The 11,842-nt window shown below is 50.2% G+C and carries 11 protein-coding genes and 1 tRNA gene; 3 read left to right on the plus strand and 9 right to left on the minus strand.

Going from position 1 to position 11,842, the window contains the following annotated elements:
• Nucleotides 1-58: 58 nt before the first annotated feature.
• On the minus strand, nt 59-1,816 hold the full coding sequence (locus AB5I78_RS15315; protein ID WP_369302960.1) for an ABC transporter ATP-binding protein: 1,758 nt from the start codon (nt 1,814-1,816) through the stop codon (nt 59-61).
• Between the two features lie 576 nt (nt 1,817-2,392).
• On the opposite strand from AB5I78_RS15315, the gene AB5I78_RS15320 reads away from it, so the two are divergent.
• The 3 genes from AB5I78_RS15320 to AB5I78_RS15330 are packed head-to-tail and all read left to right on the plus strand — an operon-like array spanning nt 2,393 to nt 5,805.
• Nucleotides 2,393-3,862: a hypothetical protein gene (locus AB5I78_RS15320; protein WP_370002963.1), complete on the plus strand. Its 1,470-nt coding sequence runs from the start codon at nt 2,393-2,395 to the stop codon at nt 3,860-3,862.
• A complete protein-coding gene (locus tag AB5I78_RS15325; RefSeq protein WP_369302962.1) occupies nt 3,855-4,808 on the plus strand; it encodes a phosphotransferase in 954 nt (317 codons plus the stop codon). The genes AB5I78_RS15320 and AB5I78_RS15325 overlap by 8 nt, the downstream gene beginning before the upstream one ends.
• Nucleotides 4,801-5,805, plus strand: a complete 1,005-nt coding sequence (locus AB5I78_RS15330; protein ID WP_369302963.1) for a nucleotidyltransferase domain-containing protein — start codon at nt 4,801-4,803, stop codon at nt 5,803-5,805. The genes AB5I78_RS15325 and AB5I78_RS15330 overlap by 8 nt, the downstream gene beginning before the upstream one ends.
• Before the next feature lie 425 nt (nt 5,806-6,230).
• Here the strand turns inward: AB5I78_RS15330 and AB5I78_RS15335 are convergent, their stop codons facing one another.
• The 8 genes from AB5I78_RS15335 to AB5I78_RS15370 form a co-directional block, all read right to left on the minus strand.
• Entirely contained in the window at nt 6,231-7,025 is a 795-nt protein-coding gene (locus tag AB5I78_RS15335; protein WP_369303060.1) for a DNA adenine methylase, read from the minus strand.
• Nucleotides 7,026-7,175: 150 nt separating this feature from the next.
• On the minus strand, nt 7,176-7,718 hold the full coding sequence (locus AB5I78_RS15340; RefSeq protein WP_369303061.1) for a lysis system i-spanin subunit Rz: 543 nt from the start codon (nt 7,716-7,718) through the stop codon (nt 7,176-7,178).
• Entirely contained in the window at nt 7,715-8,263 is a 549-nt protein-coding gene (locus tag AB5I78_RS15345; protein WP_058411095.1) for a glycoside hydrolase family 19 protein, read from the minus strand. Before AB5I78_RS15345 ends, AB5I78_RS15340 begins: the two co-directional genes overlap by 4 nt.
• 47 nt (nt 8,264-8,310) lie before the next feature.
• A complete protein-coding gene (locus AB5I78_RS15350) occupies nt 8,311-9,360 on the minus strand; it encodes a phage late control D family protein (RefSeq protein ID WP_369303131.1) in 1,050 nt (349 codons plus the stop codon).
• 95 nt (nt 9,361-9,455) lie between these two features.
• Nucleotides 9,456-9,662: a tail protein X gene (locus AB5I78_RS15355; protein ID WP_099236034.1), complete on the minus strand. Its 207-nt coding sequence runs from the start codon at nt 9,660-9,662 to the stop codon at nt 9,456-9,458.
• The gene (locus tag AB5I78_RS15360; protein WP_369303062.1) at nt 9,637-10,482 is read right to left on the minus strand and encodes a phage tail protein; all 846 of its coding nucleotides are present in this window, start codon (nt 10,480-10,482) and stop codon (nt 9,637-9,639) included. Before AB5I78_RS15360 ends, AB5I78_RS15355 begins: the two co-directional genes overlap by 26 nt.
• A 9-nt stretch (nt 10,483-10,491) precedes the next feature.
• On the minus strand, nt 10,492-11,271 hold the full coding sequence (locus AB5I78_RS15365) for a hypothetical protein (RefSeq protein WP_370002966.1): 780 nt from the start codon (nt 11,269-11,271) through the stop codon (nt 10,492-10,494).
• A 469-nt stretch (nt 11,272-11,740) separates the two neighbouring features.
• Nucleotides 11,741-11,814, minus strand: a tRNA-Cys gene (locus AB5I78_RS15370).
• Between the last annotated feature and the right edge of the window lie 28 nt (nt 11,815-11,842).

Here is an 11,842-nt window from a genome sequence, read left to right on the forward strand (position 1 = left end):
CTAGTAAAGGGCCATCCTCTTTTTCCGCCGGGCAATTCACACTCTAATAAGAATTCGATTAAATGCTTGATTGAGATTTGAATAATTCTTGATATAGCTTAGACTCATAAAGCAACTTTAAATGGCTAGCTTTGGAAACAATTTTTCCATCACTCATAAGTAAAATCTCATCAGCATTTTTTATTGAACTCAGCCTGTGAGTAATAAAAATGATTGTGCTATCATTCATCTTTACTCGGAGCAGCTCAAAGATTTCTTGCTCTAAAACCGAATCTAAGGCTGAGGTAGACTCATCAAGTATTATGATGTTCGGACGCTTTAAAAACATTCGTGCCAATGCGATTCTCTGTCGTTGTCCTCCAGAGAGTGACGCCCCTCTGTCTCCGACTACTGTTTCGTAGCCCTCGGGTAGACTGCTAATAAAGTCGTGAACCCGAGCGTCCTTACAACTCTCAACTATACTTTCACGAGACACGCCAGGACAAGCCATATTGAAATTCTCGAGTATGGAAACACTGAACAAATAGCAATCCTGAGAAACGATTCCGACCAGCTCCGACCTTTTGCTATCATTCAGATCCCTCATATTATTACCATCAATAAACACGTCTCCTGCAGTGGGCGAGTATAGACCGCAAAGGATATGGGCCAACGTGCTTTTGCCCGACCCGCTTGTGCCAACGATTGCGACCTTGGAACCTAGTTTTATTTCAATGCTAGTTTCATGAATTATGAAACACTTGCGGTCTCCATACGAAAATGAAACATTTTTACAAGTTATAAAGCCAACGCTTGAGCGATCAATGGTTTGAGCTGAGCGCTGTCCAACATTCGAATTTACATAGCTTGAATTTATGGAACTTACTATTCTTTCCAAAATTGAGCTTGAACTTTTAAATTCAATAATTATTTTCAAAAAACCTATAAATGGTCCAAACAATGCATATTGCAAACCTGTTGCCGCAACGATCGTTCCAATACTTATTTTCCCGCTGGCTTGGACTTCTATGGCTCCTGCAAACCAATAGGTGAGAGCCGGCGAGCAGGCAAAGAGAAAGTTGATCAGGGACAATTGCCATCGCCCAGCTAATGTGCCTTTTAACTCAACACGAGAGAGTTCATTTGATCGCCTTTCAAATGCCTCCTCTGCATACTGATCACGACCGAAAGTCTTAACAACAGAAATTCCTGACTCCGAAAGAAATTGATTTATGCAGCCACCTAAATCTTCCAAATTTTCAAATTTTTGCTTTGCCAGATTTTTCTTTTTTTCGCCTATTGTTATGTTCACATAAGCAGCCAAAGGCACGATAACAACAGAGATAAGCAGCAGCCTTATGTCGAGCATTCCAAGAGCAATAACATTTGAGATTGTCAGGGCCACGTACGATGCTACAGATGCACTAGAGAGAGTAAAAAAACTCTGAAAAGCAGAGACATCATTAATTATTTTAGACTGTAATGCGCCCGCATTGCTGTTAGCGAAGTACTCCAATGGGTAGTGCATAAAACTATTGAATAGCTGAACTCTTAATTTTGAAGCTATCGACTGACCTATTTTATTAAAAAGCGATGCTTGAAACACGTTGACGGCATTCACGCAAGCAGCTACAGCTACTAGCCCCAATGCTAATTTCGATGTGTATGAGAAGTCACCTTGCGGTAAGGCCACGTCTACTAAATCTCGAATAATGAAAGGCTGCGCCATCCCTACTAAAGCAGCAAAAAATATTAAAAAGAAAGCGCCCATCATCACTGCGCCATGAGGTCGAATAAGCACATCGACAATTAATTTGCGTTTAGTTAAAAACTGCATAACACGAACCCTTTATGATAATTTTAAGCATGATCCATTGTTTAAGTATTCTTTCCGGTTCGTGTCAGTAAATTTACATTCACTTTAATATTTCGTGAATTTTTGTAATGACATTTGACAGCCACAGAAAAAATATTGGAGATTATCAGCGCTGATGATCAGCATTGTTATTTTTAACCCTTCGTTATTTCGAGGTATTAATATGAATAAGCTGATGCGCAAACTCTCAAAATCCCAAAACCTGAACCCTACAATTAAAATTTTACGTACACATATCAAGCAGGCAGAGCGTTCGCTCAATGTAGACGGACCTGTAGGACCAGGCGGTGGCGGTCCGAGCCCAAAAGCGGACGGTTCCGGTGATTCTGGGAGTTTTCATTACATGTAAATCACAGTGAGTACCCACAGAGTGTTCTGTAACGCACTCTGTGGGCTCTGGCTAAAGCGAAGTTCAAACGGAGATAGACAAGTGTTTGAAATGGAATTTCATCTAGCGGAATCTCGCATACTCCCACAGCTTGTAAAGACCGGCTAGCTTGGAGTAGTGGCTACATTAATATTGTTACACACGGAGCCGTGCACTGGGATTTTTTGCACACAAAAGATAGCTGGCTATTGCTAGTCTATGATGTGTCCACATATTCGGGCGAGGAGTCGACGTTTAAAAAGCCAACTCAAATACCTATACTGAAGGGCGGAATCAGCACAACCTATCAAGAAATCGAAAACGCTAGAGCAAATGTCGTGCGTTGCTTTGAAAATTTTTATGTTATTGAAGGCGTCATAGGTGATATCGCGGGAGGCATAAGCGTATACGCAGGGCGAGCACCAAGCTTACCAGTTTATTTTGAAAAGTACGACGATACACTATGTATTTCATGGGACGTAGAAAAGCTTTTATCCAGAGCTCCCCGCGTGCCAAACTTTTTAATCATAGCGCACCGATTGTCATTGCTAACCCCCTACAGCGTCGAGACTATTTTTGAAGGTGTCCAACTGCTAACTGAGCGGTCTTCACTTATATATAGCCCCAACGGTTTAGACTTTCACTACCCGGCTCAAGTAGACTATGAGGCGGACCTAGAGCAGGAGCTTCCGGAAATTGAACTCATCAAAAGGCTGCATTCCTATTTTAATCATACATCACGCCTAGGGTTGCGCAGCGCTACGGAAATAAGTGGCGGTATAGACTCTGCGATAGCTGCCTATTTCTCTTCTAAATACAGCGGTGATAATTTTTCTTTAGGGCTATTAATTAGTGATGAGCTCGGCACTCATCAAATACAGAGGCGAAGTCAGCTAATCGAAGCATTAGGTTTCAAAGACTATTCAATCCATATTGATGCATTCCCCCCGTTAATCCCACTTTTAGAAAGACAGAAACCACATTACAGAGACGAATTTTATCTCAAAGGTTTTAAAAGGCTGTGGTCTGAGGCTAAGTCCAGAGGGTACGATTCAATCATAAACGGGCAAGGGGGAGATGAGTTATTTTACGTTCAGCGAGGACAGATGGGACTAAATAGTAATTTTGACCGCTCGCTGCCAAACTATTTGAGTACGCGAGCTAACTTGGCAGCCTCAATCGATTCTGTTTTTTTTGCACCTCCAGGCTTGATGGCTCGGACAGTTTATAACGGCTTTGGAGTGCAAACTCGAGAAATTACTAGGTTGGGTTTGTGGCCACTTCAGCCATTTACTATGCCAAGCATTGTCGCGCCCTGCAAAAGGCTAAATAGTCGTGACAGTTTCAAAAAACAAGTATTAAAGTCTTTTCTGCAGAAACAATTAGATTTTGATTTATTTCCAGAAGGTTACAGAAAGGAGAACTTCACATCAGCCATGCTGAACTACATTCTAAAAAACGAAAAACAAATAAAACTTGAATGCAAAGAGTTAGCCCTTATCGAATTGGGCTTGGTAAATGCAGATGCGCTTTCCAATTTCCTATTTAATTTTTTTGAAAAAAAGACCTCTTCCTCAATGGATCAACTTGTTTTTTTACTTTCAATAGAAGGCATCGTTCGGGAGTACGGCCATGTCTAGCTCAACGCCCTACAATGCACAAGTCATTAGGGAGATAAAAAAAATACTAAATGCCAATTTCAATTTTTCGACGAGCATTACGAATGTAGAACTGCTTGTAAAAGGTATGAATTACACATTGAGAGTCGAATGCAAAAATACTAAATATTATTTAAAAGTATTTTCCGCATCAAGAGATACAACCGACGTATCTTTTGAAATAAACGTTATAAATAGGCTATCTGCGAGCGGCATTGGTGTGGCCACTCCTATAAAAGCTATTAATGGCGACGCGTATATTAAGCTAACGCTAGCAAACGAAGACAGGCTGGCCGTTCTGTATACTGATATTGGTGGGCGACCTTTAACTAGCGACCCTAGAGATATATTTCTATTTTCTAAAGCGTTAGCGGAAATTCACAAGACACCAACATCTTTTTTCTTACAATACACCTCTCGTATTTTTTCCATCGAAAGCGAATGCTATAGACTCAGGAGTTTAATAGAAAAACATTCTGACATTCCTAAACCCTTAGCATCAAAACTTCTAGAAAACTGCTACTCCATACAAGCACAAGCCTCGAGTGATTGCGCAGTCCTCTCACATGGTGATGCATGGTTAGGGAACGCAAAATATGTAAATGGAGTTATATACTTTATAGATCTTGAAGATTCTAAACTAGCAAATCGTAACTTTGACTTAGGTGTTATGGCGTACAACCTCATCGCCAAAGAATTTGAAGTTAGAGAAAATATTCAGGCATTGCTTCGAGGGTATAACGAGCTCAACACCAACATAACATCAGGCTCAATAAAACCCTATATCCAGTTGCGCTCTCTTTTCGTCCTTTGTTTTTTGCTTGAAAACAAGCTTGTCGATCGATCGCTTTTACACAAAGTTTTTGAACGAACTGAATACTTCACTAGTAGCAAATTCGACAGCGAAATAGCGCGCCTCCATGATTAACCTCGATAAAGTTACCAATCAATTTATGATGTATGGCAAAGACGTAGAAGCCATTTATTTATATGGCTCCGCCGCGCGAGGTGAGCAAGACGAATTCTCTGACCTGGATTTATTGGTAGTATCTGATTTAGACCCTATTCACTTGATTTGCCGAGTTAAAGAGAACCTTGGAATAGACATTGAGAACGAGGTAGAAATACTATCAAAAAAACAGTTAACTGCCATGTTCGAAACAGGCTCTGATTTAGCCTGGACTATCTATCAAGAGGCGAAATTGTTATTTTGCCACTCTTATCATGCCCAGTGCCCCCAGCCTAACAAGCACATGATAACGAAAGAATTCCTTGCTTCTCAATACCAAAAATTAAAATCAAGCGCATCTGCACTTAGTAATAACGACGTCGTAGGTTTTGAGTGCATACAGATATACAGCGCCATAAGAAGAGTCTACATATCCCTGCATCTTCAACTAAATCTTTATGGTTCAGATAAAGCTGCACGCGGCCTTAATTCGTTTTCAGACCTTGACTATCTTTACCAAGACCTTCGATCATTTGTACGCCAGGGAAAATCTGGTTTAAGAACAAAGCTGCCTTCTCGTGAATGGATTCTTAACACTACAAGAATTTCGACCAATTGGATTTCTAATGTCGCGGAGGACTACGGAGTTAGCAACGGCGAGCTACAAAACTTAATCACCTATAACGAGCGAGCTTTTAAAGCGAGGAATCACTACAGGCAAGTCTTAGAATTTTATTGCAAAGAATTTCAGAAACTGCCGCCACCATTTACACTTTCCAATACAGCGATAGATGCTTGGTGCAAAGATGCCTATGATGCAGGATACGACAGGAGTATTGAACTGTATCGTTTCTCAGTGGGTGACTTCATATTCAGGCAAAGTGACACTCTGTCTCGCATTTATGTTACTTTATCTGAGTGCGGCATACCAATAGGGTTTGATAGATACATCAACTTGGTCCTTGATTACCAATAATCTTCGCACACTAAATATATAACTATTCGAATTACCCCCACAAAAAAAACACAAGAGATCGATTTCAGATCTATCACAATTCAAGACGGCTTAGACATGTTATGGGATGTGTACCTCTCAATCCCTGGCTCACCTGCCCCTGTCGATTTCCTATTTACTTCGACGGTCAAGGCGTTGGCTTCGAATAGCCGCGCTGTGCGTTTTTTCAAGTGGGTGGGGGACTTTATCGAATCGGTCCACCACCTCATTAATTTGGCCCGCGAACTGCTCCAGCTTGAGTAACTCTGCAACCCCAACTGCAACAGGAATGGCTCCATAAAGACAGTAATAGAGTGACGCTGCGATCTCGTCAGGCCCACCTGCACCGACTTTGTAGTTCCAATACTTTCGGCCCTCGTGAGGCTCAATGAAATTGCTAGCGACACTCAGAACAGCCCTCCCAAAGCGGCCGGCTCCCAGTTCATGATCACCAGTTCACCGCTAACCTCGGACCTCCCCTCTCGCTGGTTGGCCGTGCTGTACCGAATGTCCACCATCTCAAGATGAAACCCTTCAAACACCTGCCGAATGTCAGGGTGATCGTTGATGCTGACCATCACTTTGCCTTTGCATCGCCGCATAAAGTCGGCCATGCGCTCGTAATTCTCGAAGGGAAAATCCACGCCGTAACCGGCGGTCTGCCAGTAAGGCGGGTCCATGTAGTGGAAGGTATGGGCGCGGTCGTAGCGCTCGGCACACTCAAGCCAGCCCAGATTTTCAACGTAGGTGCCGGATAGACGCTGCCACGCTGCTGATAGATTTTCCTCGATCCGAAGCAGGTTAATGGCTGGCCCGGTAGTCGCGGTACCAAACGTCTGTCCCGTTACCTTGCCGGCAAATGCATGATGCTGCAGGTAGAAGAATCGCGCGGCGCGTTGGATGTCGGTAAGGGTTTCAGGGCGGGTCATTTTCTGCCACTCGAATACCTGACGTGAACTGAGCGCCCATTTGAACTGGCGCACGAATTCTTCCAGGTGGTTCTGCACGACACGATACAACGTCACCAAGTCGCCGTTGATGTCGTTGAGTACTTCAACCGGCGCCGCCTGGGGCCGCATGAAATAAAGTGCGGCGCCGCCGGCAAAGACTTCAACGTAGCATTCGTGCGGTGGGAAGAGCGGGATAAGGCGGTCGGCGAGGCGGCGTTTGCCGCCCATCCAAGGGATGATGGGTGTAGACATAAATAGCAAGACCTTTACTGTATGGATAAACAGGTGCTAGGCTCGCCGCGCTTCGTGCACGGAGTAAGAGCCATGGCTGGACTTGCAGGGACGATCTGCAGGGACGGCGGTCGGGTTGGATGTTGACGCATCCAACCCAACCGCTCTTTTTCACTTCGGTGTTGAGACTTCTTTGGCGTAGGCCTGACAGGCCGCCAGGGCGATCATTCCTTGGTCGCCGGCATCGGTGATGCCGATAATTCGTTGAGCATGCGCCGGGTCAAGTTGGGCTCTTGTGCCTCCATGAACCAGGCTGCCGGCGGCGGCGGTGGAAGGCACTGAGTCGTTGCCGGTGGTAGCGGTGGCGTCGAGTAGGACTGACAAGCGCAAATCAGCAGTGGCAAGGCGGTCGCGCAAACGACTTTGATCACGTTGGACATCGTTCAAAACTCGGTAGTGGGTTTGTGCACTGGCGGAAAGTCTTTGTTCCAATGCCAGGCGCTTATCCTGCTCGGCTTGCTGCTGAGCAGCCGCTGCCTGGGCCTGTTGGTTCAGACCGTCGACATGCAGGCGGGCTTGCCGCTCCAGCTGCTGACCGTAGCGCCAAGCCTGGACTTGCCAGGCCAGCGCGCCAGTACTGCCAGCCAACACGGCCAGCAATACACCGTTGGCCAGCAGCCGATACGACGTGGGGATCAAGCCTGCGAGGCTCATAGCACCGCCCTCGCCCGCTCCCACAGCTCCAGCCGATCCGCTAAGCCATTGAGGCCGCCATTGATCTTGCGAGTGATGGCCTCGAACTCGTCTCGATCTGCCAGGGCATTCAACTCGCGCACCCACCAGAACCATGCGGCCGACTCGGCGGCCCATTGCGGCAGCTCGAGCAGCTCAGGCGTGCGAAGCAATCGCTCGTCGCCAAACAAGGCCAGGCTGCAGCGCAGGTAATTGTTGCGCCCTGTTATCTGAATCAGACCGCGACCGCGATAGCGTTGGCCATCGCCATCTGCTGCAGGTGTGTTACCCAAATTCGCGGCCAGTTTGCCGGTGTCGTATTTGCTCAGGTACTGATCGCCGCCCAGCTCGCGGACGTACTGCAGTTGACCCGACTCGTGACCGACCTGCGCCAGGAACGCGGCCTGGCGTTTTGGCGTGTTGATCTGGCGATTGACCATCGCCACGTTGAGGGCGGATACAAAAACGCCCGCTTGGCGGCGGGCGTTCGGCATGATGCGTTGTAGTTGTTGCTCAGTGACGGGCATAAACACTCCAGACATAAAAAAACCGCACTTGGGCGGCCAGAGATTCGTTACTGTTTTTCGACGTTCACTACCTTGAGCGGCGCCGTTGCTTTCTTTTTCTTCGCCGATTTAGATTTGCCTTTCTTGCCGGCATTGCACTCCACCGTGGTGGACCACCCCGCTTGCGTAAACACCTGCTCAACCGAATCCGCCAAATACTCACCATCAAGCCCGACCTTGAAGCCCTGAGCATTGATCGACCGCTCGGCAAAAATGTCTGTCCGGCCGGGCATCTCAAACCGCACGTCAGCGGTCGAGCGATTGAACGCCGCCAAGCGAGCCTTGGCCGCTGATTCGGCAGCGGTTTTGTTTGGGTAGATATGCCGGTCGGTATGCACCGCCGGCAAACCATCCGGCGCGTCATCGTTATCAATGGTGACCACCGACAGCTTGCCGTCTTTCTTGTTTTGATGTTTGGTCGCCACGGCCTTGTGCGAGTTGCGGTCGCCTAAGCTGAACTGCCAGCGGCTGACGTCGCTGCGCGCCAGGGTGATCGCGCCGAACGTCTTGCCGCTCGCGGTCTGGCCACCTTGACGCGGCATGACCAACAGCTTGCCGTCAGCGACCTTGGCCGTGCAGTCATATTGCTTCGCCAAGCGCGTGATGAAATTAAAATCCGACTCGTTGAGTTGATCCACCCGGGCAACTTTCGTGGACACCGGGCACCCCGACTGCCAACCGTTGCGCGCGGCGATGTCGCTCACGATCTTCGACAGCGGCACGTCCTCCCAACTACCGCTACGGATGGTCTTGCCACTGCCACGCATGTCGCTGGCCTTGCCCTTGATCACAATCGTGTCCGGCGGGCCGGAAACTTCGACCGTGTCGACCGCGTAACGCCCAAGGCGCGTTAGGGCCGTTTCGACATAGCCCAGGTAGATCTCGATTGAACTGCCACGCGAAGGAAGCTGCACCTGGCCGTCACGGTCATCGATACGCAACTCAAACTCGTCGGACTCCATGCCAGGCTTGTCAGAGGTGCGCAGCAACAACAGTCGATCGTTGATCAGGGCCGTGATGTCGGAACCATCGGCCACGATTCGAAAGGTGGGTGTCATGGATTTTGTCCAAAAAAAAGCCCGCACCAGGCGGGTCAAAACAGAGTGCCGTTACGCCTAACGCAACGAGTTGCCGACGGCGGTATGTCCCGGGGTCAATCCCACAAGCTAATCCCTTCCTCGGTCGGGCTGGGCAGATCCGGCAGCACGATCACCACCCCCGCGCGATAAGGCTGGGGCTCGTCAGCCAATCCCTGATTGGCATCGAGCACCGCCTCGGTGGTTCCGTTCAGATGGCCATAAACGTTATGGCAAATGACATCGAGCATGTCCCCATCAGACGTTCTGCATATCGTCGCCATAACGCACAAACTCCAAACTAAACCCTTGTTTACGAGGAATCCCGCCGTGCAACAGTGCGCCCTGTTCCTCGTTGATAGTCTTCAGACACCAAGTCCCGATCACCTCGCCATAGCCCGTGGTCAGGGTTAGCGGCTGTAATCTGCCGCCGATGGTGCGCAAGGTGTCGAGCTGCTTGAGACCACCTTTGAAGCCCGGGTAAATCGTCCCCTTAAGGGTTAGCTTTTCATCACCCTGACCCACGGCCTGCTGCGCAGGACGCCGCGATAAGCGTTCCTGTGAAGCCCAGCGGAATTCAGTTGAGCGGGTAAGCTCGTCGAAGGCCGCCGTGTCCAAGTTGAAGTAATAAGGCTGCACCTTGGGGTCTCGTGGCTGGATGATCAGCAAGTGCGGGAACGGCTTCACCGCTTCCGGTGCCGGCGTGGCGTCCACTGCAAAAGAGCTGGTGGGCACGATGTTCGCCAGTGACGGACTGATTGTGCCGGCAATGTTGTTGACCGCCGTCGCAGCTTTGCCCGCCTGTTCCTTCAGCGTGCCCAAACGTTCCTGTACCTCGGCGGCGGCACGCGTGGCACGGCCGTACACCGCCGCCACCTGGCCAACCTTGGCCTGCGCCGCATTCACCCCGCGCATGACCCTTTGCAGTTTGGCCCCGATGGCTGGCCCTACAAACGGGATGCTTTCCAGTTCGGACGCGGCGCCGGTTATTTCACTGATGGCACCGTTAACCGGCCCCAGCATGCCGTCAACACTGCGCCGCCCAGCCTCCCCCGCGTCTACCAGGTACTTGAGGCCCGATTGCAGCTGTTCCATATAGGCCATAAAGCCCCCTTATAAGTGAGGTTCGTCATACAACTTGGCCGCGTTCTGCTTCGCCGCGTCGGCCATCATCCGCTGCATGTGCGGCATCAGATCCTGTGCCAAGCGTTGTGGATCTTTGACATCCCCCTGCACCGTGACCGGCATGTTTAGCGAGTACTGAAACTGCTGATCCACTTTGGCCGGAACCGGTTTTTCCGGCGCCTTGGGCTCAATGGCCACGGCCGCCGGCTTAACCGGTGCCTGTACTGCCATTGCGCGCGCGACGTCGCCCAGCGCCGGACCTTGCGGGGCTGGCGCATGAGCCATCAGCAACGCGCCGGAACCGTTCGCCTTTTCCTGATCGGCCGACCGACTGAGCGGCAGGGTCAAGGTGGCCAGGCTGGGAACCGCCGGACCAGGGCGCGGCCCCATCAGTAATGGCGTGATCAGTGGCGCCGGCTTGGCTTCCGGTTTCTCTTCGGGCTTTTCATCATCGCCACCAAACAGCGACTTGCCCAAGGAGCCGCCCAACACAGAGCCGCCCTGACTGCCGACATAAGCGCCAATCAAACTGCCGATGGCAGTACCAATAATCGGCACCACTGAACCAATGGCGGCCCCCGCCGCAGCACCGGCCATGGCGCCTGCCAAATTGCCAGCGGCCGCACCATAACCTTCAGCCTTTTCGTCCTGGGTCGTAGCATTTTCAAAGGTGTCGAACGCCATCGCGCCGGCTTCCATCACCGAGGCGCCCGGTATCATCTTGGCGGCTTTGCCGACCTTGCCTGCCACCTGCACCACGCCACTCAACCTGGCCAACGCCCCGCTGGGAACCGGTACCGGCGGAACCGGTGGAATCGGCGGGCGGGGAATCGGCACCGGTGGCCGGGGTACTGGCGGTCTCGGCGGGAGCGGATTCGGTACCGGCGGCCGAGGCACTGGCGGTCTCGGCGGGAGCGGATTCGGCACCGGTGGCCGAGGCACTGGCGGTCTCGGCGGGAGCGGATTCGGCACCGGCGGCCGAGGTACTGGCGGTCCCGGCCTTGGAACGGGCGGACGTGGCGGGCCGCCCGCCCGAGGTGGTTTATCGGCGCGTCGGTGAGATCGTTAACCCCACGAAATGATAGGCCAACCACGCCCTCACCTGGCGCTGTTCTGTCCCCTCATTGCGATCAAAAATGAGTAGGGTTGCGGAACACATCCCAAAAGTTGCGGAACACTTCTCAAATCACAGGCAATAAAAAACCCCGTAGACCATTGATCTACGGGGCTTTAAGAGTGGAGGCCGAGGTCGGAATCGAACCGGCGTAGGCGGATTTGCAATCCGCTGCATAACCATTTTGCTACTCGGCCTCAAACGACAAATGCCCTAACCGCTGAC

The sequence above is a fragment of the Pseudomonas sp. N2-3-1-14 genome (genome assembly GCF_041228395.1).
GTDB lineage: Bacteria > Pseudomonadota > Gammaproteobacteria > Pseudomonadales > Pseudomonadaceae > Aquipseudomonas.

What these genes read in the sequence shown, in the direction of transcription:
- AB5I78_RS15345 (WP_058411095.1), bottom strand. Translation starts at nt 8,263, where the DNA reads ATGCCCGTCACTGAGCAACAACTACAACGCATCATGCCGAACGCCCGC.
- AB5I78_RS15360 (WP_369303062.1), bottom strand. Translation starts at nt 10,482, where the DNA reads ATGGCCTATATGGAACAGCTGCAATCGGGCCTCAAGTACCTGGTAGAC.
- AB5I78_RS15350 (WP_369303131.1), bottom strand. Translation starts at nt 9,360, where the DNA reads ATGACACCCACCTTTCGAATCGTGGCCGATGGTTCCGACATCACGGCC.
- AB5I78_RS15330 (WP_369302963.1), top strand. Translation starts at nt 4,801, where the DNA reads ATGATTAACCTCGATAAAGTTACCAATCAATTTATGATGTATGGCAAA.
- AB5I78_RS15340 (WP_369303061.1), bottom strand. Translation starts at nt 7,718, where the DNA reads ATGAGCCTCGCAGGCTTGATCCCCACGTCGTATCGGCTGCTGGCCAAC.
- AB5I78_RS15315 (WP_369302960.1), bottom strand. Translation starts at nt 1,816, where the DNA reads ATGCAGTTTTTAACTAAACGCAAATTAATTGTCGATGTGCTTATTCGA.
- AB5I78_RS15335 (WP_369303060.1), bottom strand. Translation starts at nt 7,025, where the DNA reads ATGTCTACACCCATCATCCCTTGGATGGGCGGCAAACGCCGCCTCGCC.
- AB5I78_RS15355 (WP_099236034.1), bottom strand. Translation starts at nt 9,662, where the DNA reads ATGGCGACGATATGCAGAACGTCTGATGGGGACATGCTCGATGTCATT.
- AB5I78_RS15325 (WP_369302962.1), top strand. Translation starts at nt 3,855, where the DNA reads ATGTCTAGCTCAACGCCCTACAATGCACAAGTCATTAGGGAGATAAAA.